This window comes from Methylobacterium sp. CB376, assembly GCF_029714205.1.
Lineage (GTDB): Bacteria > Pseudomonadota > Alphaproteobacteria > Rhizobiales > Beijerinckiaceae > Methylobacterium.
Window position 1 is genome coordinate 6569479 of sequence record NZ_CP121648.1, and the last position, 23562, is coordinate 6593040.

Genomic DNA, 23562 nt, shown 5'->3' on the forward strand with positions numbered 1-23562 from the left:
AGGCAGGCGCGTCGGCGCGTGAGGGACGCGGAGCGCGCGCCATACTTTTGAAGCGTTGCCACGCCACACAGCGCCCACGCCACACAGCGCTCATGAGCGACCCGACGATGCCGACCCCCCATCCCCCGAAGACCCGCCTCGTCCTGATCGCCGGCCCGGAATCCGGCCCCGATCTCGCCGCGCGCCTCTCGGCCGCCTGCCGGGCCGGGGACGTGGCGGCGGTGATCCTGCGGCTGGCCGCCGCCGACGAGCGCGCCCTGATCAGGCGCGTCAAGGACGTGGCGCCCGCCGTGCAGGAGGCCGGCGCCGCCCTGGTGGTCGCCTGCGACGCGCCGGGCATCGACCCCGTGGCCCTCGCCGCCCGGGCGGGGCGGACGGCGTCCACGCGGGGGCGGGCGAGGAGCCCGGCGAGGCCCTGCGCGACCTGCGCGAGCGCCTGCGCGACGGGCGCATCCTCGGGGTCGGATCCCTGACCTCCCGCCACGCCGCCATGGAAGCCGGGGAGGCGGGAGCCGATTACGTGCTGTTCGGCGAGGAGCCCCGGGCCACGCCCGCCGGCACCCGCGCCCTCGCCGCGTGGTGGGCGGAGATCTTCGAGACCCCCTGCGTGGCCCTGGCCCGCAGCCTCGACGCGGTCGCGGACCTCGCCGCGACCGGGGCCGAGTTCGTCGCCCTCGACCCCGCCCTGTGGGAGGGCCCCGCCCTCCGGGAGGGCCCCGCCCTCCGGGAGGGCGCGGGCACCCAGGGCCCCGACGCCGTGGCGCAGGCCCAGGCGCGGCTGGCGGGAGGCGCCGCGTGAGGCGGAACGCCCTCGCCGGGCTCGCGCTGCTCCTCGCCGGCGGGGCCGCGGCCGCGCCCTCCACCACGATGCCGACCGCGCTGCTGCCGGGCGCCACCACCCTGCCGCCCGCCATCGGCAGCACCGACCCGAAGGCGGACGTCGCCTACGGCGCCTATCAGCGCGGCTACTACAACGCCGCCTTCCGCGAGGCGACGAAGCGGCTCGAGGCCAACAAGGCCGACGCCCCGGCCATGACGCTGCTCGGCGAGCTCTACAACCAGGGCCTCGGGGTGCGGCAGAGCCCCGCCAAGGCGGCCGAGTGGTACCGGCTCGCGGCCGATCTCGGCGACGCGCCGGCCATGGGCCTGCTCGCCATGATGGCGATCGAGGGCCGCGGCCTGCGCAAGGACCTGGCGGCCGGCCGGGCCTGGCTGGAGAAGGCCGCCGCCAAGGGCGAGCCCACCGCATCCTACAACCTCGCCCTGATCCTGCTCGGCACCGGCTCGCCCGAGGACCTCGCCCGCGCCGCGACGCTGCTGCGCCGGGCCGCCGACCAGGAGGTGCCGGCCGCCCAGCACGCGCTCGGGATCCTCTACCTGAAGGGCCGCGGCGTGGCGAAGGACCTCGCCGAGGCGGCCTCCCTGTTCCGCCGCGCGGCCGACAACGGCGACATCGCCGGCGAGGTCGAGTTCTCGATCCTGCTCTTCAACGGCGAGGGCGTGGCCAAGGACGAGGCGAGGGCCGCCCGCTACTTCCGCCACGCCGCCTACCGGGGCAACGCCGTGGCGCAGAACCGCATCGCCCGGCTCTACGCGGCCGGACGGGGCGTGCCCAAGAACCTCGTCGAGGCGGCGGCCTGGAACATGGCGGCGAGCGCCCAGGGCCTGAGCGACGCGTGGCTGGCCCAGGTGGCCGCCGGGCTCACGGCGGAGGAGCGCGCGCGGGCCGAGCGCCTTGCCGCGGACCGGATGACGCCTTAAGGCCGGACCCCAATTCCAGAGGGCGGCCGGCGCGCGCCCCGCGCCCCGCGCGGGCGCCCGTCCATGCCGCCCGCCCCCGGCCCGAGCCGCCACGCAACCGGACCCTCTCGCGATGATCAACTCTCCCCTCATGACCGTGATGGTCGATGCCGTGCGCAAGGCCGCGCGGGGCCTCAAGCGCGATTTCGGCGAGGTCGAGAACCTCCAGGTCTCGCGCAAGGGCCCGGGCGACTTCGTCACCGCCGCCGACCGGCGCGCCGAGGCCAGCCTGCGCGAGTCCCTCATGAAGGCGCGGCCCGGCTACGGCCTCGTGATGGAGGAGGGCGGCGCCGTCGAGGGCTCCGACAAGACCCATACGTGGCACGTCGATCCCCTCGACGGCACCACCAACTTCCTGCACGGGATCCCGCATTTCTGCATCTCGGTCGGGCTGGAGCGCGAGGGCGTGGTCGTCGCGGGCGTGATCTACGACCCGATCAAGGACGAATTGTTCATCGCCGAGCGCGGCAAGGGCGCCTTCCTCAACAATCGGCGGCTGCGCGTCTCCGCCCGCGGCGACCTCGCCGACGCGCTCGTGCTCTACGGCTCGCCCTATCTGGGCCGCGGCAACCACCCGCGGCTGCTCAAGGAGCTCGGCACCGTGATGGCCGTGACGGGGGGCGTGCGCCGCTTCGGCTCGGCCGCCCTCGACCTCGCCTACGTGGCCTGCGGCCGGGCCGACCTCTACTGGGAGCGCGACCTGCAGACCTGGGACATGGCGGCGGGGCTGATCCTGGTGCGCGAGGCGGGCGGCTTCGCCACCAGCGCCGATGGCGGGCCGGACGCGCTCGCGGCCCGGTCGGTCGCCTGCGGCAACGAGGGGCTGCACCGCGACCTCGTCGCCCTGCTCAGGAAGGCCAACGCCTGAGCCTCGTGCGCGGATGGGGGCGCCGGCCCCCGGGAGCGGCCGGGCGCTTTCCAGCGCGGCCGCGATCTGCTCTAACCCGCCTCCGGCTCGACCGTTTGGGCCGTGGCGTCTCGACCCCAAAGGCTCCCGCATGGACCCGCGCACGCTCTCCGCGCTGAAGGACGCGATCCGCTCGATCCCGGATTACCCGAAGCCGGGCATCGTCTTCCGGGACATCACGACGCTGCTCGGCGATCCGGGCGCGTTCCGGCGCGCGGTCGACGCCCTGGTCCATCCCTTCGCGGGCGGGCGGATCGACCGGGTCGCCGGCATCGAGGCCAGGGGCTTCATCCTGGGCGGGGCGGTGGCCCACCAGCTCTCCTCGGGCTTCGTCCCGATCCGCAAGAAGGGCAAGCTGCCCCACACCACGGTGTCGATCGCCTACGCGCTCGAATACGGCACCGACGAGATGGAGATCCACTCGGACGCGGTGAAGCCGGGGGACCGGGTCGTGCTGGTCGACGACCTGATCGCCACCGGCGGCACGGCGGAGGCGGCCGTGAACCTCCTGCGCCAGATCGGCGCCGAGGTGGTGGCGGCCTGCTTCGTCATCGACCTGCCCGCACTGGGCGGCGCCGCGAGGCTGCGCGCCCTCGACGTGCCGGTCTTCACCCTGGTCGAGTTCGAGGGGCATTGAGGGCGCGCCCGCGCCGTTCCGGTCCACGATGACGGCCCGCGGGGCACCTCCGGACAGGAGGGCGGCCCCGCGACGCGTCAGGGCCGCTGGGAGGTCCGCATGACCGACGTCTCCGCCCGCCGCGCCGCCTTCCGGGCCCTCCACGCGAGCGGCTGCTTCGTGATGCCGAACCCCTGGGACATCGGCACCGCCCGCTACCTCGCCGCCCTCGGCTTCCCGGCGCTCGCCAGCACGAGTTCCGGCTTCGCCTTCTCGCGCGGGCTGCCCGACACCGACTGGGCGGTGCCCCGGGACGCGATGCTCGCCCACATCGCCGAGATCGCGCAGGCCACTGACCTGCCGGTCAACGCCGATCTCGAATCCGGCTACGCCCACGACCCCGAGGGCGTCGCGGCGAATGTCCGGCTCTGCGTCGCCACCGGGATCGCCGGCCTCTCGATCGAGGACGCGACCGGCGATCGCGGCGCCCCCCTCTACGACCTCGGCCTGGCGGTCGAGCGGATCCGGGCCGCCCGCGCGGCGATCGACGAGGCCGGGGGCGAGGTGCTGCTGACCGCCCGCTGCGAGGCCTACCTGGTCGGCCACCCCGAGCCGCTCCCCGAGGTGCTGCGCCGCCTGCAGGCCTACGCGGAGGCGGGGGCCGACGTGCTCTACGCGCCCGGCCCCAAGCGCCGCGAGGAGATCCGCGCCGTCGTGGCGGCGGTGGCGCCCAAGCCCGTGAACCTGCTGGTCAGCACCAATGCGGGGCTGCGGGTCGCGGATCTCGAAGCCCTCGGGGTGCGGCGCGTCAGCGTCGGCTCGTCCCTCGCGCGCGCCGCCTGGACCGGTTTCATCCGCGCCGCCAAGCGCATCCGCCAGGAGGGCAGCTTCGCCGGCTTCGACGGCTCGGTGAGCTTCTCCGACCTCAACGGCTTCTTCCGAGAGGACCGCGCGGCCCGATGAGCCACGAGACCGATCCGGCGACCGGCCTCCCGGTCGGCGCCCCCGTCGTCCCGGCCGATCCGGCGCCCCGCCCGGCGCGCGTCACCCTGCGCGGGCGCTTCGTCACCCTGGCCCCCCTCGACGCGGCGGCGCACGGGCCGGACCTCGCGGGCGGCGCGGTCGGCCCGGGCACCGAGGCCCTGTGGCTCTACATGGCCCGCGGGCCCTTCCCGGAGGCGGCCGCCTTCCAGGATTACCTCAGGGCGGGCGCGGCCTCGGAGGATCCCCTGTTCTTCGCCATCCTCGATGCCCGCTCGGGCCGGGCGCTCGGCCACGCCGCGCTGATGCGGATCGACCCGGCGAACCGGGTGATCGAGGTCGGCCACATCCTGTACACGCCCGCCCTGCAGCGCTCGCCCGGCGCCACCGAGGCGATGCGGCTCCTCGCCGCCCACGCGTTCGGCCTCGGCTACCGCCGCTACGAGTGGAAGTGCAACGCCCTCAACGCGCCGTCGCGGGCGGCGGCCCTGCGCCTCGGCTTCACCCCCGAGGGCGTCTTCCGGCAGGCCATGATCGTGAAGGGCCGCAACCGGGACACGGCGTGGTACTCGATCCTCGACCGGGAATGGCCGCAGGTGGCGCAGGGCCTCGACCGCTGGCTCGCCCCCGAGAACTTCTCCCCGGACGGCGGCCAGCGCCTGCGCCTCTCGGTGCTGAACGCGCCCTCCATCCCGGGCCATCCGCTGCGCCGGGCGACCCGGGCGGACCTCCGGGCGCTCGGCGCCCTGCAGGCGGCGGCCTACGCGCCCAACCGGGCGCTGCTCGGCGCCGAGCCGCTGCCGCTCCTCACGCCCCCCGAGGCCGTGCTCGCCGCGCACGAGGTCTGGCTCCTGGAGGAGGGGGACGACCTCGCGGGCGCCCTCATCCTCGATCCGAGGCCCGACCACCTCCTGGTCTGGAGCATCGCGGTGGCGCCGTCCCGCCAGGACCGGGGCCTCGGCGCCGGCCTGCTCGCGGCGGCCGAGGCCCGCGCGAAGCATCTCGACCTCTCCTGCCTGCGCCTCTACACGGGAGAGAAGCTCGCGCGCGCGATCGGCTGGTACGCGCGGCACGGCTGGACGACGGAGCGGGTCGAGGCCCGCCCGGACCGCCGGCTGGTGCACATGGTGAAACGCCTCGCGTGACGGGCGGCTGGGGAGGGAGCGCATGGTGGGACGTCTTGCGGGCAGGAGCGCCGTGGTCACGGCGGCGGGGCAGGGGATCGGCCGGGCGATCGCCGAGGCGTTCCTGGCGGAGGGCGCCCGCGTGCTCGCGACCGACCTCGACGCGGGCAAGCTCGAAGGGCTGAGCGGCGCCGCGACGGCGTCCCTCGACGTGCGCTCGGACGAGGCGGTGGCGGCCTTCGCGCGGGGCGCCGGCCCGGTCGACATCCTGGTCAACGCGGCGGGCTTCGTCCATCACGGCACGATCCTCGACTGCACCGACGCGGAGTGGGACCTCGCCTTCGACCTCAACGTGCGCTCGATGCACCGGACCATCCGGACCTTCCTGCCCGGCATGCTGGAGCGCGGCCACGGCTCCATCGTCAACATCGCCTCGGCGGTCTCGACCCTCGCCACCGCGCCCAACCGCTACGTCTACGGCACCACCAAGGCGGCGGTGATCGGCCTCACCATGGCGGTGGCCCGCGACTTCATCCGCCAGGGCGTGCGCGCCAACGCCATCTGCCCCGGCACGATCCAGTCGCCCTCCCTCGACGAGCGGATCAAGGCGCTCGCCGCCCAGACCGGCACCAGCGAGGCCGAGGCCCGGCAGAGCTTCATCGACCGCCAACCGATGGGCCGCCTCGGCCGCGCCGAGGAGGTGGCCGCGCTCGCCGTCTACCTCGCCTCGGACGAATCCCGCTTCACCACCGGCCAGACCCACCTGGTCGATGGCGGCTTCGCGCTCTGACCGGCACCGGGATCCCAGCCATGCACATCCTGATCCTCGGCGCGGCCGGCATGGTCGGCCGCAAGCTCCTCGCCCGCCTCCTGCGCGACGGCCGGCTCGGGGCCGAGCCGATCACCCGGCTCACCCTGCACGACGTGGTGGCGCCCGAGGCGCCCGCCGCCCGCTTCCCGGTCGCGCTCTCGGCCTCGGACCTGTCGCTGCCCGGCGAGGCGGAGCGGCTGGTCGCCGGCCGCCCCGACGTCATCTTCCACCTCGCGGCGATCGTCTCGGGCGAGGCGGAGGCCGATTTCGACAAGGGCTACCGGATCAACCTGGACGGCACGCGGGCCCTCCTCGACGCGGTGCGGGCGATCGGGGACGGCTACCGCCCGCGCCTCGTCTTCACCTCCTCGATCGCGGTCTTCGGCGCGCCGATGCCCGACGTGATCGGCGACGAGTACCTGACCGCCCCGCTCACCAGCTACGGCACCCAGAAGGCGATCGGCGAGCTTCTCCTCTCGGACTACACGCGGCGGGGCTTCCTCGACGGGGTCGGGATCCGGCTCCCCACGATCTGCGTGCGGCCGGGCAAGCCCAACAAGGCGGCCTCGGGCTTCTTCTCGGGCATCATCCGCGAGCCGCTCGCCGGGCAGGAGGCGGTGCTGCCGGTGCCCGACGGCGTGCGCCACTGGCACGCCTCGCCCCGCGCCGCGGTCGGCTTCCTCCTCCACGCCGCCACGATCGAGGGCGCGCGGCTGGGCGACCGCCGCAACCTGACCATGCCGGGCGTCGCCGTCACGGTGGCCGAGCAGATCGAGGCCCTGCGCCGCGTCGCCGGCGAGGCGGTGGTCGCGCGCATCCGCCGCGTCCCCGACCCGACGGTCGAGCGCATCGTGGCGGGCTGGCCGCGCGCCTTCGACCCCCGCCGGGCGCTGGACCTCGGCTTCACGGCGGAGCCGGATTTCGAGACGATCATCCGGGTGCATATCGAGGACGAGCTCGGCGGCAGGATCGCCGCCTGACCCGGGATCCGGTTGATCGAAGCGGGTCCCGGATCACCAGCCTGCGCGGCGCCTGTGCGCGGCGCCTGAGCGACGCCGACATCCGCATGGCCGAAATCGGAGATGGCGAAGCCATCAACCGGATGGCGGATGAGGGCGGCCGCCGCGGGCGGGGCCGCCCGCGGGGTCTCCCGCCGCCCGGCAGGGGACCGGATCAGGTCAGCTGGTTGCGCAGCAGGATCGACAGGCCGAAGGCGAGGGCGGCGCCCGCCTCGGTGACGGCGATCCACTGCAGCCGCCGCGGCTGCTCGGCCGATTGCGGCAGGCTCGGCTGCACCGCGACGGTGAAGAACTCGACCTGGCGGTCGGCGATCATCCGCGCCTGCTCGCGCGCGGCGATCATGCGGCCGTAGAAGGCCTGCGCGTTCTTGCGGTCGACCTCCAGCTGCTCGAAGCGCGTGAGGGCGTCGGACAGGACCCGCCGCTGGTTCGGATCCTGCGTCGTCGCCTCCCGCTCCAGGCCCGCGATCGTGGCGTCGAGCTGCGCGATCTGCGCCTTGAGATCCTGGACGCTGCGGGTGTCCTCCTTGAGGTCGCGCTGCAGCAGCGCGAGCCGCACGCCGAGCGCGATGCGCTGCTCGCGCACCTGCGCGACCATCTTGACGTTGATGCCGGCGGTCTTCTCGGCGTCGAGCACGCCGCCGCGGTTGCGCAGGTTGCGCATCTCGACCTGGAGCCCGGTCAGGCGCTCCTCGGCGCGCGCGAGCGCGCGCTCGCTCTCGGCGAGCGCGTCCTCGCGGGCCTTGGCGGTGAGTTCGTTGATCCGCCGCTCGCTCTCGGCGAGGATCGCCCGGCTGATCGCCACCGCCTCCTCGGGGGCGAAGGCGTTCACCTTCACGGAGACGAGGCCGGCCCCCTCGACCGTGACCTGGACGCGGTCGCGCCAGTAGCGCACCAGCCTCTCGACCGGCTCCTCGGCGTCGAAGCGCGAGAACTCGTCGATGGAGTCGCGGGAGAAGATCGCGCGCAGGGGCAGCGCGCGCTCGACCGCCTCCACCATCGGCCGGCTGGTAATGTACTCGGCCGCGAGCGCGATGTCCTGGGCGATCATCTGGCCGATCACGCTCGCGAAAGCGTTGCCGCTGCCCCCGCTGCCCCCGCTGCCGCTCTCGCCGCGGCCCCCGGCCTCGGTCGCGCCCACGGCCGGGCGGATCGCGAACTGCGTCTCCGCCACGTAGCGGTCCGAGAGGTAGAACCCGAACACCCCGATCCCGGCGAGCGAGGGGAGCACGAACAGGGCCAGGAACAGGATCGGCGTGACGTAGTCGCGCCGCCGCTGGGCCCGCGCCTCGCGCAGCTGCTGGCGCGGATCGTTGTAGCGCGAGATGCGCGCCATCTGGCGCAGCGACTCGGAGATCAGCCGCGAGCGCTCGATCGGTTCGAGCGGCTGGCCGGTCGGGGGCGGGCGTCGGCCGTCATGACGAGGTCCGGTTCGGGGGCGGGGGAGAGGGCGGCGGCGGCGGCGCGAGAGTCCGGGCGGGCGCAGGATCCGCTCGGGAGCCCTGGCCGCCTCGGCCGAGATCCCCGCTTCCGCCATGCGCCGCACTCCCTCGCGCCGAGCCGGCATCCCCCTCGGCCGCGAGCGCTCTAGGGCCACATCGCGACCAATTTGTGAGGGGGCGCTCACGCGGGGATCCGCACCGTCGCGCGCAGGCCCCCGAGGGGCGAATCGTGGAGCGCGATGTCGCCGCCATGGGCGCGGGCGATGTCGAGGGCGATGGCGAGGCCGAGCCCGGAGCCGCCCGCATCCTGGCGCGCGTCGTCGAGGCGCACGAAGGGCTTGAACACCTCCTCGCGCCGCTCCGGCGAGATCCCCGGCCCGTCGTCGTCGATCGAGACCGCGAGCCAGCGGCTCTCCTGGCGGGCGGTCAGCGCGATCGTCTCCCCGTAGCGCGCCGCATTGGCCGCGAGGTTGAACAGGCAGCGCCGGAAGGCGTCGGGCCGCACCGTCACGGTGGCGGGCCCCTCGAGCGTGACCTCGCTCACGTGGCCGCCCAGGCGCTCCACGTCGGTGCGCAGGTCCTCCAGCAGCGCCCGGATGTCGACGGGGGCGGCCTGCTCGCCCGAATCGCCCCGCGCGAAGGCGAGGTAGGCCTCCAGCATCCGGCTCATCTCGTCCACGTCGCGCAGGAGGTCCTCGATCTCCGGATTCTGCTCCAGCAGCGCCAGCGACAGGCGGAAGCGGGTCAGGATCGTGCGCAGGTCGTGGCTCACCCCGTTCAGCATCGCGGTGCGCTGCTCCATCGCCCGCTCGATGCGCCGCTTCATCTCGATGAAGGCGTGGCCGGCCTTGCGCACCTCGCGGGCGCCGCGGGGACGGAACTCGACGTCCCGGCCCTTGCCGAAGCTCTCGGCGACGTCGGCGAGCCGCAGGATCGGCCGGATCTGGTTGCGCAGGAACAGGATCGCCACCCCGAGCAGCACCAGCGAGGTCCCGCCCATCCAGAGCAGGAAGATGTGCGAGTTCGAGGCGTAGGCCTGGCTGCGCTTGGCGATCACCCGCATCACCCCGCCCGGGATCGCCACCCGGATCTCGATCAGGCTGGAGCGGCCGACCGTGTCGATCCAGAACGGCCGCTTGATCTGGCGGCGGATCTCGTCCGAGAGGGCCTCGTCGAGGAGGGAGAAGAACGGCCGCGGGCCCGGCGCCGGGATCCTGGCCCCCTCCAGGATGTCGACGTCGAGCTTGAGGCGCTGCTCCGCGATGCGCTGCAGCGTCTCGGCATCCCGGTCCTGGGGGTAGCTCTCGTAGATGTCGATCAGCGCCGCGACGTCGGCCGTCACCGCCGCGGAGAGGCGCCGCGTCACCAGCTGCCAGTGCCGCTCCATGAAGGTGTAGGCGATCACCGATTGCAGCAGCACGACCGGCGCGATGATGATGATCAGGGAGCGGGCGTAGAGGCCCTTGGGCAGCCGCTCGCCCAGCGCCCGGCCGAGGCGGCGCCAGAGCGCGGCCGGCGAGAGCTGTGCGGCCAGGGTCGGGCGGGCGGCTCCTTCCTCCGCGGCGCCCGCCTCCGCGGCGCCCGCGATCCCGCCGGGCAGCGCCATCTAGTCGAGCACGAGCCGGTAGCCGATCCCCCGCACCGTCTGCAGGTAGCGGGGATTGGCCGGATCGTCCTCGAGCTTGCGGCGCAGGCGGTTCATCTGCACGTCGATGGTGCGCTCGTTGCCCGGCTCCGCCCCGCCGGTGAGCGCCTCGCGGGCGACGTTCCCGCCCTTGGCCAGGGCCAGGATGGTGAGGATCTCGCGCTCGCGCTCGCTCACCCGGATCGGCTCCTCGTCGCGGGTGAGTTCCCCGCGCTCGACCCGGAACAGGAAGGGGCCGAAGCGCACCGCGTCGAGGGGCGCCGCCGCGCCGACCGGCCCGCTGCCCGCGCTGCGGCGCAGGATGTTGTTGAGCCGCAGGATCAGCTCGCGGGGCTCGAAGGGCTTGGGCAGGTAATCGTCCGCCCCGATCTCCAGCCCCGTCACCCGGTCGTTCGGGTTCGAGCGGGCGGTGAGCATCAGGATCGGCACCTGCGAGGTCTGCCGGATCTGGCGGGCGTAGTCGAAGCCGGTCTCGCCCGGCATCATCACGTCGAGGACGAGGGCGTCGAAGACGAGGTTCGCCCCCTTGGCGCGGGCCTCCGCGGCGCTCGCCGCGGCGGTCACCCGGTAGCCCTGCTCGTAGAGGAAGCGCGAGAGCAGGTCCCGCAGGCGCCGGTCGTCGTCGACGACGAGGATGTGGGGCGCGTGGTCGGGGAGATCCGCCCGGGCGGCGAGCGCCGTCATTCCCTCAGCCCTCCTCGGGCGCCGGCGCGGCGCCGAGTGCCGGCGCGGCGCCGAGTGCCGGCGCGGCGCCGAGTGCCGCCCCGGCGCCGGATCCCGCCCCGGCGCCGTCCGGCGCCGCCGCGATCAGGCGGCGCACCGCCGGGCGGTCGCCGGCATCGATCATTGCAAGGAGGAAGCGGCTCGCCGGGCCGCGGGCAGCCGGGCCGGCCTCGGCCAGGGCCCGCCGCACCCGCTCGCCCTGCAGGCGGGCGAGGTCCGCGGCCAGCCGATGCCCCTTGGGGGTGCAGGTCAGCAGCCGGTGGCGGCGGTCGCTCGTCCCGGCGCGCTGCGCGATGTAGCCCGACTCGATCAACTCCTTGAGCACCCGGTTGAGGCTCTGCTTGGTGATGCGCAGGATATCGAGGAGTTCGGCGATCGTGAGGCCGGGATTGCGCTCCACGAAGTGCAGCACCCGGTGGTGCGCCCGCCCGAAGCCGTATTCCGCCAGGATGCGGTCCGGATCGGAGACGAAGTCCCGATAGGCGAAGAACAGGAGTTCGATCAGGTCGTAGGCGTGGCCGACCTCCGGCAGGTCCTCGTTCGCCGGGTCCGGCGGGGCCTCGCCGGCCGGGTCGGCCGGCGCCGCGCGCGGCCCCTCCGCGGGGTTCGGCCGGGTTCGGGCAGCTCGGTTCGCCGTCCTGTCCATGGTCTCACCGCCCCGATCTCCGGGCCCCGCCCGGCCGTCCGATTTATGTCAGCCTTGTTGACATATCTCAGCCCCGTTGATACCCGTCAACCCCGCCGGCGCAACGAACGAACGCCATTCGCGTCGCTGAAGCACGAAGATTGCGAGCCGGCCCGCCCTTCCGGACACGAACCGCAACCGAGGATCATCGTCATGTCCGTCATCCCCTTCGACCAGCGTGAAGGCCACATCTGGTTCGACGGCCGCATGGTGCCGTGGGCGGACGCGAAGATTCACGTCCTCAGCCACGGGCTCCATTACGGCTCCTGCGTGTTCGAGGGCGAGCGCGCCTATGGCGGGCAGATCTTCAAGAGCACGGAGCATTCGCAGCGGCTGCGCCGCTCGGCCGAGCTCCTCGATTTCGAGATCCCGTTCTCCGTGGCCGAGATCGACGCCGCCAAGGCCCTCGTCCTGAAGGAGAGCGGTCTGCAGGACGCCTATCTGCGCCCGGTGGCGTGGCGCGGCTCGGAGATGATGGGCGTCTCGGCGCAGAACAACACCATCCACCTCGCCATCGCGGCCTGGGAATGGCCGAGCTACTTCGACCCGGCCACCAAGATGAAGGGCATCCGCCTCGACCTCGCCGAGTACCGGCGTCCCGACCCGCGCACGGCGCCCTCCGCCTCGAAGGCGGCGGGCCTGTACATGATCTGCACGATCTCCAAGCACCGGGCCGAGAAGAAGGGCTACGCCGACGCGCTGATGCTCGACTGGGAGGACAACGTCGCCGAGTGCACCGGCGCCAACGTCTTCTTCATCCGGGACGGCGCGATCCACACCCCGCTCGCCGACCGCTTCCTCAACGGCATCACCCGCCAGACGGTGATCGAGCTCGCCCGCCGCCGCGGCGTCGAGGTGATCGAGCGGCGCATCCGGCCCGAGGAGATGGCGGGCTTCTCGGAGTGCTTCATCACCGGCTCGGCCGCCGAGGTGACCCCGGTCTCCGAGATCGGCCCCTACCGGTTCCACCCGGCGGCGCTCACCCGCGCCCTGATGGACGATTACACCGCCGAGGTGCAGCCCCGCGCCAAGGCGGCCTGACCCGCCCGGGAGACCTCTCCCGAGCACCGCGCCGCCGCATTCCCGCGGCGGCGTCCCCGGGCGCGGGATGTCGCGGCCGGGGACGGAACAGGGCGCCTCCTCCGCGCGTTCCCCCGACGAGAACAATACGGGAACAGAGGAGCCGACATGACGGCCAAGACTCACGCGGCCAAATCCCACGCGGCGGAGACGCACGCGGCCAAGACCCACGCGGCCGAGACTCGCGCGGCCGAGACTCGCGCGGCGGAGAATCCGAAGACCGCGCCCGAGGCGGCGGAGCCCTCGAACCGGATCAAGGATCCGAAGGACTGGACGACCGGGCACGAGCCGATGACCGGCGCGCAGGCCTCCTACCTCAAGACCCTGTCGGAGCAGGCCGGGGACGGCGAGGCCTACGATCCCGATCTCGACAAGGCCGAGGCCTCGGAGCGGATCGACGCCCTGCGCAAGGCGACCGGCAAGGGCTGACCAGGGGCTGACCAGGAAGGTTGATCCGGGCAGGGCGGCCGACCAGGCCGGCCCTGACCCTGCGGAAGAGGCGTGGCGGGCGGCGCACTTTCGGGGGTTCTCTTAACCGATGATGAGGGAGTTCCGCCCTATCGTTGCACTGTGAGGTGGAGGGGGGCGTGTCGTGACCGGCAGATGGCTGCGTGCCAAAACCGTGCGACTGTTCCTGTGCGATTCCTCAGGGAGCACGGCGATCGAGTACGTGATGATCGCCGGTTTCATCTTCCTGGCGCTGGTCGGGGGCTTGAGCCTGTACGGCAATCAGACCGGGAATCTCTACGCCAACTTCAGCAGCCAGGTGGTGAACGTGCTCTCGAAGCCGTGAGCGCGCGGGCCCCGCCGACGCCGCTCCTATTCCGCGGCGATCCCGAGATTGTCGAGGCACTCGCGGATCTGCGCCGCGAGGGCGTCGGCCAGCGGCATCGGCTCCGGGATGCGCGGGCGCATGAGCCCGATCCGGCAGGTGGGGAGGGCGGGAAACCCGTCCGCCGGGGAGAGGATCCGCATCCCGGGCCTGAGCGCGCTCTCGGGCAGGACCGAGACGGCGAGGCCCGCCAGCACCGCGGCGCCGACCGCGGTCGAGCTCCAGCTCACGAACAGGATGCGGTTGGGGCGGCCGACCCGCTCCAGGGCCGCGAGCGCCGCCGCGCGCCAGACGCAGGCCGGGCGCCCGAGGGCGAGCGGCAGGGGCGTCTGCGCGTGGGTGCGGTGGCGGCCCGACCCGACCCAGAGCAGCGCCTCGGTGCGGATCGTCTCGATGCTGCCGCGGTGGCGCGCCTCCGTGATGATGGCGAGGTCGAGGTCGCCGCTCCCGATCCGGGCGACCAGCATGTCGGTGGGCTCGCAGACCACCGTCACCTCGGCGCGCGGATGCGCCCGCGCGAAGCGGGCCAGGATCTCCGGCAGGTAGCGCTCGGCGTAGTCGTCGGGCAGGCCGAGCCGCACCCGGCCCGCGAGGTCGCCCTCGGCGAAGCGCGCGAGGCACTCGGTCTGCAGCCACACGATCCGCCGCGCGTAGTCGAGGAGGCGCTCCCCGTCGTCGGTGAGCCGCACCCCGCGCCCGGCCCGGGCGAAGATCTCGCGCCCGATCCGCTCCTCCAGCCGCTTCATCTGCATCGAGACGGCCGATTGCGTCTTGTGCACGCGCTCGGCGGCCTGGGTGAAGGAGCCGGTTTCGGCGATCGCCACCAAGCTGCGCAGCTGGTCGATGTCGAGGGGGTGCAGGGCGGCCTCCTTTCATCAGCTTCCGTGATGTGACACATCTCAAGCATTCGCTCAACGGATCGGTCGCGCCGGCGTATGAGGGGGCTGCGGCGCGCCCCGGAATGGCCGCCGCCGGAGGTCAGGATGACGGTCGGTTTCGCTCCCCTCGGTGTTCTCTCGCTGGTCCTGCGGGCCGGTCGCGTGGCCCACAAGGGCGTGGCGACGGTGATCCGCCTCCTCGCCCACCGGCGCGCCGCCCATCGCCTCGCCGCGCTCGACGACCGCATGCTCAGGGATCTCGGGCTGACCCGCGCCGAGGTCGTGGGCGCCCTCGACCTGTCGTGGCGGGACGACCCGACCCTGCACTTGGCGGACCGACGTCACTCCAAGATCCTGGGCGCTTCGCCTGTGGGCCCTTCAGCGGTGCGCGTGACCCTGGTGGCCCGCGACGGGAGCCGGGTGGGGCGGGGGCTCGCCGCCTGAGGCCGCGCCGGGAAGGGGGCCGGTCCGCTGCGCGGCCGGCGCTCCAGCACGCCCACGACCCGGAACGCGGCGAGGAGCGCCAGCGCCCCGAAGGCGACCGAGCCCGCCCCGACCCCGAGCAGGGCGCCCTCCGGCCCGCCGAGCCGGGCGCCCAGCACCGCGAAGGGCATGGTGCCGAGCGTCGCCCGGCCCCAGTTGAAGGCGGTGGAGAGGAGCGGGAAGCCGAGATTGTTGAAGGCGGCGTTGGCCAGGAACAGCAGCCCGTTGAAGAACCAGATCCCGCTGCCGACGAGGCAGAAGAAGGCGACGAGGCGCGCCGCCTCGCCGTCGAGGGCGAAGGCGCGGGGGATCGCCCCGCGCCCGAGCGCCAGCGCCAGCCAGACCGCCGCGAGGTAGAGGGCGGTGACCAGGACGGCGTCCCGCAGGATGCGCCGCATCCGGTCGAAGCGGCCCGCGCCCCAGTTCTGGCCGAGGATCGGCCCGATCGCCCCCGAGAGCGCGAACAGCCCCCCGAAGGCGACCGGGATCAGCCGGTCGATCACGGCGCCGGCCGCCACGGCCTGCGTCCCGAACCCCGCGATCACCTGGGCCAGGAAGGCGCTCGCCACGGGCGGGGCGAGGTTGGTCAGCACCGCCGGCAGGGCGATGCGCAGCACCTCGGGGGCGTCGGCCAGGACCGCCTCGGCCCGCGGCAGGGCCACCATGCGGTGCACCGCCACGGCGCCCTGCCAGCCGATCGCCGCGAAGGCGAGGCGCACCGCCACCACGCTGAGCGCCGCCCCGTCGAGCCCGAGCCCGAGGCCGAAGATCAGCAGCGGGTCGAGGACGGCCATGACCACGGCCCCGCCGACCGTCACGGCGCTGGACCGGCGGGCATCGGCCACGGCGCGCAGCACGCCGGACAAGCCCATGCCGAGCGCCATCAGGGGCAGGGCCGGCAGCGAGATCAGCAGGAAGCGCCGCGCCGCCGGCACCACCTCCGGCCCCGCCCCGACGAGGCGCAGGAGCGGGTCGAGGAAGAGCACGAGGAGCGCGAGGACGAGGAGGGAGGCCAGGACCGTGAGCGCCATGGCGGAGGCGGCGAGGCGCCGCGCGCGCTCCCGGTCGCCGGCCCCGAGGGCCCGCGCCACCAGGGCGCCGACCGCGATCATCATGCCGATGTTGATGGAGACGCCGAAGACCTGGAGGATGGAGGCGAAGCCCACCGCCGCGGTGAGCGACGGGTCGCCGAGCCAGGACACGTAGAGCAGCGACAGGAGGTCGACGGCGAAGACCGCCATCAGCCCGGCCGAGCCCGCCGCCCCCATCACCACCACGTGGCGCAGCGTCGAGCCGGTGACGAAGGCGGCCTCGCCCGTCCGGGCGCGGTCAGGCCTCATCGGAGACCGGCTCCGGGCTGGCCTCGGGGGCGGGCTCGGGCGGCGCCGGCCGCTCCTTGGCGAGGATGTCCCGCGTCTCCTGGGTCAGCGCCCGGGAGGCGCGCTGGGGCGCGGTCAGGGGCTCGGGCTTGATGCGCACGAGGCCGCGCACCGGGTCGGTGCGGTCGAGGGGCTCGCCGGCCTGCTGCAGGACGAGCCGGGCGACGTCGCGCTTGCGCACGTCGTCGGCGATGCCGGCCGCCTCCTGGGCCGGCACGCCGAGCGCCTCCAGGGTGGCCCGCCCGAAGGCCAGCGCCGACTCGACCGTCTCGCGGATCAGGAAGTCGACGTCCCGGTTCATCGCCTCGATCGCCTGGACCCGGTCGAAGACCCGCACGTAGGTGCGGGCGGCGGGGAATTCCGCGTGGACAAGGTCGATGATCTTGAGGGTCTCCTCGGCCTCGTCGATGCAGATGCAGATCACCTCGGCGCGCCCGGCCCCGGCCGCCCGCAGCACGTCGAGGCGGGTGCCGTCGCCGTAATAGACCCGGAAGCCGAAGCGGGCGGCGCTGCGGATCTGCTCCACGTCCTTGTCGATCACCGTGACGCTGATCCCCTGCGCCAGCAGCACCTGGTTGAGGATCTGGCCGAAGCGGCCGAAGCCGACCACGAGGACGCGGGCGTCGGTGCTCTCGATCTGGTCGTAGGCCGGTTCGAGGGCGCCGGTGCGCCGCCGCGCGAGCAGCCCGTCGAGCCCCTTGGCGGCGAGCGGCCCCACCAGCATGGTGAGCGCCGCGAGCGCGATGGCGAGCCGCCCCGCCGCCCCGTCCACGATCCCGAGCTCGCCCGCCATCGGCAGGAGCACGAAGGCGAATTCCCCCGCCGGCGCGAGCACGGCGGCGCCCCGCAGGGCGTCGAGCCAGGGCGAGCCGAACAGGCGGAACAGGGCCGCCACGACCGCGGTCTTGAGCAGGATCGCCGAGACCGTGGCGGCCGAGAGCCCGAGCCAGTGCTCCCGCACCAGCGCCACGTCGATCGACATGCCGACGCTCATGAAGAAGAGGCCGAGCAGCATGCCGCGGAACGGCTCGATATCGGCCTCGAGCTGGTGGCGGAAGTTCGATTCGGCGAGCAGCAGCCCGGCCAGGAAGGCGCCCATCGCCATCGAGAGGCCGACATGCTCCATCAGCAGCGCGGTCCCGAGCACGACCAAGAGGGCGGCGGCGGTCATCACCTCGCGGGCGCCGCTGGCGGCCAGCAGCCGGAAGAACCGGTTGAGGCCGTAGCGTCCGACCAGCACCGCCGCCAGGATCGCCGCCACCGCCGAGCCCGCCGCGCGCAGCGCCTCGCCGAGCGGGTTGCCGCTCGCCGCCGTGCCGGTCGAGGCGAGCAGCGGCAACAGGGCCAGGATCGCCACCACCGAGAGGTCCTGGAACAGCAGCACCGCGAAGGCGCGCTGGCCGTAGGGGGCGGCGAGGTCGCGCCGTTCCTCCAGCAATTGCAGGGCGACCGCCGTCGCCGAGAGGGCGAGCGCCGTGCCGACCACCCCGGCGGCGGCCGGGGTGAGGCCGCCCAGGATGCCGAGTCCCCCGAGCGCCGCCGCGCAGGCGACGAGCTGGAGCGTGCCGAGGCCCAGGATGTCGCGGCGCATCGAGATCAGCCGCGAGAGCTCCAGTTCGAGCCCGACGATGAACAGCAGCAGCACCACCCCGAGCTCCGAGACGCTGCGCGCCGTCTCGGCCTCCGGGATCAGCGAGAACCCGGAGGGCCCGATCACCACCCCGGCCAGGAGGTAGCCCAGAACCGCGCTCTGGCCGAGCAGGCGCACGATCGGCACGCCGACCACGGCGGCCGACAGGAAGGTGAGGACCGGCGGCAGGAAGCTGGCGTGGTCGGCGGCACTCGCCATGCGGGGCTCCCGGTGGGTGAGGGGAGCGCACTCCTTAACCCGGGGATGTGGCGCAAAGCGAGGCGGGAGGGGGCGGGGCGGGAGGCCGGAGCGAGCCTCGGTCGGCGGGCGCGCCATCGCGGCGCGCCCGGAGCGTCGCGCGGCGCGACGCGTCGCTCCGACGTTCGCCGGCGCCCCCGCCGGCGCCCCTCGCCGAAGCCGAAGCCCCGAGGGGCCGGCGCGAGAGGGCGCCCGCGCCGCCCCGCCGTTGCGGCAGATCCGTGAAGCGGCCATGCTGCGGCGCTCCCGCCCGCCCATCCCCGGTTCCCCATGCAGGTCCGCCTCGGCCGCCCCCTCGCCATCCTGGCCGCCACGCAGGTGATCGGGTGGGGCAGCATCCTCCTGCCCCCGGTGATCGGCGCCCGGATGGGGGCCTCCCTCGGCCTCGACCTGCCCACCGTTCTGGCCGGATCCTCGCTCGTGATGGTGGTGTCGGGGCTCGCCTCGCCGCTCCTCGGCCGAGCCTACGCGCGCATCGGGGCGCGGTCCGTGATGATGGCCGGGTCCCTCCTCGGCGCCGCCGGCCTGCTGCTGCTCTCGGCCGCCGCCGGCCTCGCGAGCTACCTGCTCGCCTGGGCGGTGCTCGGCCTCTTCGGCGCGGCGATGCTCTCGACCAGCGCCAACGCCTACCTGACCGAACTCGCCGGGCCCCGCGCCCGCAGCGCGATCGGCCTCGTGATGCTGGTGACGGGCCTCGCCACCGGGATCTTCTGGCCGCTCACCGCCTGGCTCGACGCCGCGATCGGCTGGCGCGGGGCGGTGCGGCTCTATGCCGGGCTCCAGCTCGCCCTCGTGCTGCCGCTGCTCGCCTGGCTGCCGCCCGCGCGGGGCCCGGTCTCGGCCACCGCGGCGGCGCCCGCGCCCTCCGCCGCCGATTCCCCCTTCCGGCTGATGGCGGCGGCGATCGGGCTCAGCGGCTTCGTCTCCTTCGGGCTCGAAGCGGTCACCATCGCGCTCCTCACCGCCTACGGCTTCGGCACCGCCGAGGCCGTCGCCGCCGGCTCCGCCATGGGCCTGCTCAAGGTCGCCGGGCGGATGATCGACATGGCCGGCGGCGCGCGTTGGGACGGCCTGACCACCGGGATCGTCGCCACCGGGGCGATGCCGCTCGGCCTCGCGGCGCTGCTCCTCGGCGGCGGCGGCAGCGCGGCGGCCCTGGTCTTCGCGGTCCTGTTCGGGCTGGGCAGCGGCGCCTTCGCGATCGCCCGGGCGACGATGCCCCTCGTCTTCTACGACGGGGCCGCCTACGGCGCGGCGCTGGCGCGGATCGCGCTGCCGCTCAACCTCGCGGCCGCGGCGGCGCCGCCGCTCCTCGGTGCCCTGCTGACCCGGTTCGGGCCGGCCCCCGCGCTCGCCACCGCGATGGGCTGCTCGCTCGCGGCCTGCGCCCTGCTCGCGCGCCTCGCCCGGCTGCGGCCGGCCCGCTGACCGCCGCCCGCCGAAGCCGCCGCGCCGCGCGGGGCGCGCCCGCGCCGCGCAGGTGCGCCGTCTCACCCGGCGCGCGGGCGATCCGGCGGTTGCGTCTAGGGATCGCCGTGATTCGATGCGATGAGAGGTTGACAGGCCAAGCCCCCCTTCGCCACATCCCGGGTATCATGACCGCTCCCGCGAACTCCTCCGCCCCCGGCGCCGCCGCGCCCGAGAAACCCCCGCTCGAGATCATGCTCTGCGCGCCCCGCGGCTTCTGCGCGGGCGTGGTGCGCGCCATCGACGTGGTCGAGCGGGCGCTCGCGATCTATGGGCCGCCGGTCTACGTCCGGCACGAGATCGTCCACAACAAGTACGTGGTCGAGAGCCTGAAGCGCAAAGGCGCCGTCTTCGTCTCCGAACTCGACGAGGTTCCGGACGGCAACGCCCCGGTGATCTTCTCGGCCCACGGCGTCGCCAAGACCGTGCCGCAGACCGCCGAGAGCCGCGGCCTCACCACCATCGACGCGACCTGCCCCCTCGTCACCAAGGTCCACCGCGAGGCGGAGATCCACCACAAGCGCGGGCGCCACGTGCTCCTCGTCGGCCATTCGGGCCATCCCGAGGTGGTCGGCACGATGGGCCAGCTGCCGGCGGGCTCGATCACCCTGGTGGAGGACGTCGAGCAGATCGAGGCGCTGGAGCCCGCCAACCGCGACAACCTCGCCTGGGTGACGCAGACCACCCTCTCGGTCGACGACACCCACCACATCGTCGAGGCGCTCAAGCGCAAGTTCCCGGCGATCGTCGGCCCGCACAAGGACGACATCTGCTACGCCACCACCAACCGCCAGGAGGCGGTCAAGCAGGTGGCGCCCCTCGTGGACGCGCTGATCGTGGTCGGCTCGTCGAACTCCTCGAACTCGCAGCGCCTGCGCGAGGTGGCCGAGCGGGCGGGCTGCCCGATCACCCGGCTCCTCAACCGCGCCGAGGAGATCGACTGGGACGCCTTCGCCAATATCCGCCGGCTCGGCCTCACCGCCGGCGCCTCGGCCCCCGAGGTGCTGGTCGAGGAGATCATCGACGCCTTCGCGACCCGCTACGCGGTCACGGTCGACACGGTCTCGACCACCACCGAGGACATGGTCTTCCCGCTGCCGCGGGAATTGCGCAGCGAGGCCGCCGAGTGACCTGACCGCCCCGCCGGGCGGTCTTTGACAAGCGCGGGGCGCCGCCCCATCACCGGGGCGGCGCCCCTCGCGCGCCGGGGCGACGCCGTCCGGCCGCCTCCTTCCTTCGAGACGGATACGGACCGTGGCGGTCTACACCGAGGTTCCCGACGAGGCGCTCGCCGCCTTCCTGGCCGATTACGACATCGGCGGCCTGCTCTCCTACAAGGGCATCGCCGAGGGGGTCGAGAACACCAACTTCTACCTGCACACCACGGTCGGCTCCTACATCCTGACCCTCTACGAGAAGCGGGTGGCGGAGGGGGACCTGCCCTTCTTCCTCGGCCTGATGGAGCACCTCGCGGCGCGCGGCCTCGCCTGCCCGCAGCCGATCCGCAACCGGGCCGGCACGGCGCTCGGGCGGCTCTGCGGGCGGCCCGCCGTGATCGTGTCCTTCCTGGACGGCGTCTCGGTGCGCCGGCCCGGGGTGCGCCACTGCCGGGCGCTCGGCCGGGCGCTGGCCGGCCTCCACGCGGCCGGGGTGGATTTCCCGATGCGGCGCCCCAACGCCCTCTCGGTCGCGGCGTGGCGCCCGCTCTTCGCCCAGGCCGAGGCGCAGGCCGACCGGGTCGCCCCGAACCTCGCGGCGCGCACCCGCGACGACCTCGCCCGGCTGGAGGAGGCCTGGCCGCGGGACCTGCCGGGCGGCGTGATCCACGCCGACCTCTTCACCGACAACGTCTTCTTCATCGGCGACGCGGTCTCGGGGCTGATCGACTTCTACTTCGCCTGCACGGACGCCTTCGCGTACGACCTCGCCATCTGCCTCAACGCGTGGTGCTTCGAGCTGGACGGCTCCTTCAACCGCACCAAGGGCCAGGCCATGATCGCCGCCTACCAGGCGGCACGGCCCCTCGATCCCCGCGAGGTCGAGTCCCTGCCGCTGCTCGCCCGGGGCGCGGCCCTGCGCTTCATGCTCACCCGCCTGGTGGATTGGCTCAACGTGCCGCCCGGCGCGCTGGTGAAGCCGAAGGATCCCCTCGAATACGACCGCAAGCTCGCCTTCCACCGCCGGGTGACGGGGGCGGAGGAATACGGCTGGACGCCGTAGGGGAGGGCGCCCGAACTCCCCGCGGCCGCCCGCGGGCGATGCCATGGGCCGGAGACCGGTTCACGCCCCCCGGGGCCCGGCCCTGGGTTCCAGCAGCGGCACCACCACCCCCGCCGCCGCGAAGGCGCCGCCGACGAGGCAGAGCAGCGGCCAGCCCCCCGCCGCGAAGGCGCGGGTGCCCGCCGAGGCGCCGAGGGCGCCGCCGATGAACACCGCCGTGAAGAACACCGTGTTGATCCGCCCCCGCGCCCCCGCCGCCAGCGCGTAGACCCGGGTCTGGTTGGCGATCAGCGCCGTGTTGATGCCGATGTCGATGAGGAGCACGCCGAGGGCCATCGCGGCGAGGGAGCGGCCGCCGAGGAGCCCGAACACCGCGAAGGAGGCGAGCGTCAGCAGCGCGCCGCCGATCACCACCGGCCGCGGGCTCTTCGCGTCGGCGAAGCGCCCCGCATAGGGCGCGCAGAGGGCGCCCGCGGCGCCGATCAGCCCGAACAGCCCGGCCCCGGCCGGATCGAGGCGGAAGGGCGGTCCCTCCACGAACAGGGCGAGGCTGGTCCAGAAGGCGTTGAAGGCGGCGAAGAGCAGCGCCTGGGACAGCGCCGCGCGCCGCAGGGGCGCCTGGCCCCGGGCGAGGTCGAGGACCGAGGCCATCAGCGCGCCGTAGGGCAGGCGGGTGGCGGCCCGGGTCGCCGGCAGGGTCAGGGCCGCCAGGGCGGCGAGGGCGAGGGAGAGGCCGCAGGCGGCGCCGAACATCGCCCGCCAGCCGAACCACGCCCCCACGAGCCCGCTCAGGGTCCGGGCGAGCAGGATGCCGAGCAGGAGCCCGGTCATCACCTGGCCGACCATCCGGCCGCGGCTGGCGTCCGGGGCGAGTTCGGCCGCGAAGGGCACCGCCTGCTGGGCCGCCGTCGACAGGACGCCGATCAGGAAGCTCGCCGCCGCCAGCGTGCCGAGCCCCGGGGCCAGGGCCGCCAGCACCAGCGCGCCCGAGAGCAGCAGGAGCTGGCCGACGATCAGCCCGCGGCGCGGGTAGCGGTCCCCCATCGGGACGAGGCCGAGGATCCCGAGCCCGTAGCCGGCGAGCGTCGCGGTCGGGACCAGGCTCGACGCCGCCGCGCCGAGATCCTGCGCCAGCACGGCGAGGAGCGGCTGGTTGTAGTAGATGTTCGCCACGGCCCCGCCCGCGATCAGGCTCAGGCTGAGGCGCGTCGCCGGGGTGAGGGCCGGCAGCGCGGCGTTCTGCGGCAGGGCGGAAGACGGGGCGCTCGTCATCGGGTCCGGTTCGCTGGGCAGGGGCGACTCGCCCCGAATGGTCCCCCTAGGGTAGGGCCTGTGCCCGCCCGCGCACGGGTCCCGCGCCGCGCGGCCGCCCCGCGCTGCGCACATGCCGCACGCCCCTCACGGGACCCGGGGGGGCCCGCTCACGGGGCCCGGGGGGACCCGCTCACGGGGCCCGCGGGGTCCCGCTGCGACGATCCCGGCGGGCCCGAGCCCTTTCGCCCCCAACCCGCCGGCCCCATCTCCGGGTCCGGCGCAGGCCGGCGACATTCTGCACGACGAATTCCGCTTGGCCTGGCGGCGC

At 74.3% G+C, this 23562-nt stretch carries 22 protein-coding genes and 1 pseudogene; 15 read left to right on the plus strand and 8 right to left on the minus strand.

Going from position 1 to position 23562, the window contains the following annotated elements:
* The first annotated feature begins 107 nt into the window (after positions 1-107).
* From QA634_RS30300 to denD, 8 genes and pseudogenes are all read left to right on the plus strand, one after another.
* Positions 108-799, plus strand: a pseudogene (locus tag QA634_RS30300) (thiamine phosphate synthase).
* Positions 796-1761, plus strand: a complete 966-nt coding sequence (locus QA634_RS30305) for a tetratricopeptide repeat protein (RefSeq protein WP_012335661.1) — start codon at positions 796-798, stop codon at positions 1759-1761. The pseudogene QA634_RS30300 and the gene QA634_RS30305 overlap by 4 nt, the downstream one beginning before the upstream one ends.
* A gap of 112 nt (positions 1762-1873) precedes the next feature.
* A complete protein-coding gene (locus QA634_RS30310) occupies positions 1874-2668 on the plus strand; it encodes an inositol monophosphatase family protein (RefSeq protein ID WP_012335662.1) in 795 nt (264 codons plus the stop codon).
* A 130-nt stretch (positions 2669-2798) separates the two neighbouring features.
* Positions 2799-3344, plus strand: a complete 546-nt coding sequence (locus tag QA634_RS30315; protein ID WP_012335663.1) for an adenine phosphoribosyltransferase — start codon at positions 2799-2801, stop codon at positions 3342-3344.
* Positions 3345-3443: 99 nt separating this feature from the next.
* Positions 3444-4286 (plus strand): isocitrate lyase/PEP mutase family protein, encoded by an 843-nt coding sequence (locus QA634_RS30320; protein WP_012335664.1) that lies wholly within the window; start codon positions 3444-3446, stop codon positions 4284-4286.
* Positions 4283-5449 carry a GNAT family N-acetyltransferase gene (locus QA634_RS30325; RefSeq protein ID WP_012335665.1) on the plus strand — a complete coding sequence of 389 codons (1167 nt, stop codon included), beginning with the start codon at positions 4283-4285 and terminating at the stop codon, positions 5447-5449. The genes QA634_RS30320 and QA634_RS30325 overlap by 4 nt, the downstream gene beginning before the upstream one ends.
* A gap of 22 nt (positions 5450-5471) precedes the next feature.
* Positions 5472-6218 carry an SDR family oxidoreductase gene (locus QA634_RS30330; RefSeq protein WP_012335666.1) on the plus strand — a complete coding sequence of 249 codons (747 nt, stop codon included), beginning with the start codon at positions 5472-5474 and terminating at the stop codon, positions 6216-6218.
* Between the two features lie 20 nt (positions 6219-6238).
* Positions 6239-7219, plus strand: coding sequence for a D-erythronate dehydrogenase (gene denD / locus QA634_RS30335; protein ID WP_012335667.1), 981 nt, complete (start codon positions 6239-6241; stop codon positions 7217-7219).
* Positions 7220-7412: 193 nt separating this feature from the next.
* Here denD and QA634_RS30340 read toward each other — a convergent pair whose 3' ends face one another.
* From QA634_RS30340 to QA634_RS30355, 4 genes are all read right to left on the minus strand, one after another.
* On the minus strand, positions 7413-8795 hold the full coding sequence (locus QA634_RS30340) for a capsule biosynthesis protein (protein WP_283027019.1): 1383 nt from the start codon (positions 8793-8795) through the stop codon (positions 7413-7415).
* Between the two features lie 86 nt (positions 8796-8881).
* Positions 8882-10306, minus strand: coding sequence for an ATP-binding protein (locus QA634_RS30345; protein WP_012335669.1), 1425 nt, complete (start codon positions 10304-10306; stop codon positions 8882-8884).
* Positions 10307-11029 (minus strand): response regulator, encoded by a 723-nt coding sequence (locus QA634_RS30350; protein WP_012335670.1) that lies wholly within the window; start codon positions 11027-11029, stop codon positions 10307-10309. It lies immediately after the preceding gene.
* A gap of 4 nt (positions 11030-11033) precedes the next feature.
* A complete protein-coding gene (locus QA634_RS30355; RefSeq protein ID WP_012335671.1) occupies positions 11034-11714 on the minus strand; it encodes a MarR family winged helix-turn-helix transcriptional regulator in 681 nt (226 codons plus the stop codon).
* Positions 11715-11906: 192 nt separating this feature from the next.
* Between QA634_RS30355 and QA634_RS30360 the strand changes: the two genes are divergently transcribed.
* From QA634_RS30360 to QA634_RS30370, 3 genes are all read left to right on the plus strand, one after another.
* Positions 11907-12794 carry a branched-chain amino acid aminotransferase gene (locus QA634_RS30360; protein WP_012335672.1) on the plus strand — a complete coding sequence of 296 codons (888 nt, stop codon included), beginning with the start codon at positions 11907-11909 and terminating at the stop codon, positions 12792-12794.
* A gap of 147 nt (positions 12795-12941) precedes the next feature.
* Positions 12942-13262, plus strand: coding sequence for a DUF3072 domain-containing protein (locus QA634_RS30365; RefSeq protein WP_012335673.1), 321 nt, complete (start codon positions 12942-12944; stop codon positions 13260-13262).
* A gap of 193 nt (positions 13263-13455) precedes the next feature.
* The gene (locus QA634_RS30370; RefSeq protein WP_236728862.1) at positions 13456-13626 is read left to right on the plus strand and encodes a Flp family type IVb pilin; all 171 of its coding nucleotides are present in this window, start codon (positions 13456-13458) and stop codon (positions 13624-13626) included.
* Positions 13627-13652: 26 nt separating this feature from the next.
* On the opposite strand, the gene QA634_RS30375 is transcribed toward QA634_RS30370, so the two are convergent.
* Positions 13653-14492: a LysR substrate-binding domain-containing protein gene (locus QA634_RS30375; protein WP_012335675.1), complete on the minus strand. Its 840-nt coding sequence runs from the start codon at positions 14490-14492 to the stop codon at positions 13653-13655.
* 156 nt (positions 14493-14648) lie between these two features.
* Here QA634_RS30375 and QA634_RS30380 point away from each other — a divergent pair, with 156 nt between their 5' ends.
* Positions 14649-14987 carry a DUF1127 domain-containing protein gene (locus QA634_RS30380; RefSeq protein ID WP_012335676.1) on the plus strand — a complete coding sequence of 113 codons (339 nt, stop codon included), beginning with the start codon at positions 14649-14651 and terminating at the stop codon, positions 14985-14987.
* Here the strand turns inward: QA634_RS30380 and QA634_RS30385 are convergent.
* Positions 14885-16366: an MATE family efflux transporter gene (locus tag QA634_RS30385; protein ID WP_283027020.1), complete on the minus strand. Its 1482-nt coding sequence runs from the start codon at positions 16364-16366 to the stop codon at positions 14885-14887. The two genes, QA634_RS30380 and QA634_RS30385, sit on opposite strands and share 103 nt — an antisense overlap.
* Positions 16356-18254, minus strand: coding sequence for a monovalent cation:proton antiporter-2 (CPA2) family protein (locus QA634_RS30390; protein ID WP_012335678.1), 1899 nt, complete (start codon positions 18252-18254; stop codon positions 16356-16358). The genes QA634_RS30385 and QA634_RS30390 overlap by 11 nt, the downstream gene beginning before the upstream one ends.
* Before the next feature lie 309 nt (positions 18255-18563).
* Between QA634_RS30390 and QA634_RS30395 the strand changes: the two genes are divergently transcribed.
* From QA634_RS30395 to QA634_RS30405, 3 genes are all read left to right on the plus strand, one after another.
* The gene (locus QA634_RS30395) at positions 18564-19721 is read left to right on the plus strand and encodes an MFS transporter (RefSeq protein WP_012335679.1); all 1158 of its coding nucleotides are present in this window, start codon (positions 18564-18566) and stop codon (positions 19719-19721) included.
* Positions 19722-19888: 167 nt separating this feature from the next.
* Positions 19889-20890: a 4-hydroxy-3-methylbut-2-enyl diphosphate reductase gene (ispH, locus tag QA634_RS30400; protein ID WP_012335680.1), complete on the plus strand. Its 1002-nt coding sequence runs from the start codon at positions 19889-19891 to the stop codon at positions 20888-20890.
* Positions 20891-21014: 124 nt separating this feature from the next.
* Entirely contained in the window at positions 21015-21980 is a 966-nt protein-coding gene (locus QA634_RS30405) for a homoserine kinase (RefSeq protein WP_012335681.1), read from the plus strand.
* A gap of 60 nt (positions 21981-22040) precedes the next feature.
* Here the strand turns inward: QA634_RS30405 and QA634_RS30410 are convergent, their stop codons facing one another.
* Positions 22041-23252, minus strand: a complete 1212-nt coding sequence (locus tag QA634_RS30410) for an MFS transporter (protein ID WP_012335682.1) — start codon at positions 23250-23252, stop codon at positions 22041-22043.
* Positions 23253-23562: the final 310 nt, after the last annotated feature.

Excerpts from the sequence above, each read along its gene's own strand:
- QA634_RS30310 (WP_012335662.1), top strand. The coding sequence starts at position 1,874 with ATGATCAACTCTCCCCTCATGACCGTGATGGTCGATGCCGTGCGCAAG.
- QA634_RS30315 (WP_012335663.1), top strand. The coding sequence starts at position 2,799 with ATGGACCCGCGCACGCTCTCCGCGCTGAAGGACGCGATCCGCTCGATC.
- QA634_RS30320 (WP_012335664.1), top strand. The coding sequence starts at position 3,444 with ATGACCGACGTCTCCGCCCGCCGCGCCGCCTTCCGGGCCCTCCACGCG.
- QA634_RS30325 (WP_012335665.1), top strand. The coding sequence starts at position 4,283 with ATGAGCCACGAGACCGATCCGGCGACCGGCCTCCCGGTCGGCGCCCCC.
- QA634_RS30330 (WP_012335666.1), top strand. The coding sequence starts at position 5,472 with ATGGTGGGACGTCTTGCGGGCAGGAGCGCCGTGGTCACGGCGGCGGGG.
- denD (WP_012335667.1), top strand. The coding sequence starts at position 6,239 with ATGCACATCCTGATCCTCGGCGCGGCCGGCATGGTCGGCCGCAAGCTC.
- QA634_RS30340 (WP_283027019.1), bottom strand. The coding sequence starts at position 8,795 with ATGGCGGAAGCGGGGATCTCGGCCGAGGCGGCCAGGGCTCCCGAGCGG.
- QA634_RS30345 (WP_012335669.1), bottom strand. The coding sequence starts at position 10,306 with ATGGCGCTGCCCGGCGGGATCGCGGGCGCCGCGGAGGCGGGCGCCGCG.
- QA634_RS30350 (WP_012335670.1), bottom strand. The coding sequence starts at position 11,029 with ATGACGGCGCTCGCCGCCCGGGCGGATCTCCCCGACCACGCGCCCCAC.
- QA634_RS30355 (WP_012335671.1), bottom strand. The coding sequence starts at position 11,714 with ATGGACAGGACGGCGAACCGAGCTGCCCGAACCCGGCCGAACCCCGCG.
- QA634_RS30360 (WP_012335672.1), top strand. The coding sequence starts at position 11,907 with ATGTCCGTCATCCCCTTCGACCAGCGTGAAGGCCACATCTGGTTCGAC.
- QA634_RS30365 (WP_012335673.1), top strand. The coding sequence starts at position 12,942 with ATGACGGCCAAGACTCACGCGGCCAAATCCCACGCGGCGGAGACGCAC.
- QA634_RS30380 (WP_012335676.1), top strand. The coding sequence starts at position 14,649 with ATGACGGTCGGTTTCGCTCCCCTCGGTGTTCTCTCGCTGGTCCTGCGG.
- QA634_RS30385 (WP_283027020.1), bottom strand. The coding sequence starts at position 16,366 with ATGAGGCCTGACCGCGCCCGGACGGGCGAGGCCGCCTTCGTCACCGGC.
- QA634_RS30390 (WP_012335678.1), bottom strand. The coding sequence starts at position 18,254 with ATGGCGAGTGCCGCCGACCACGCCAGCTTCCTGCCGCCGGTCCTCACC.
- QA634_RS30395 (WP_012335679.1), top strand. The coding sequence starts at position 18,564 with ATGCAGGTCCGCCTCGGCCGCCCCCTCGCCATCCTGGCCGCCACGCAG.
- ispH (WP_012335680.1), top strand. The coding sequence starts at position 19,889 with ATGACCGCTCCCGCGAACTCCTCCGCCCCCGGCGCCGCCGCGCCCGAG.
- QA634_RS30410 (WP_012335682.1), bottom strand. The coding sequence starts at position 23,252 with ATGACGAGCGCCCCGTCTTCCGCCCTGCCGCAGAACGCCGCGCTGCCG.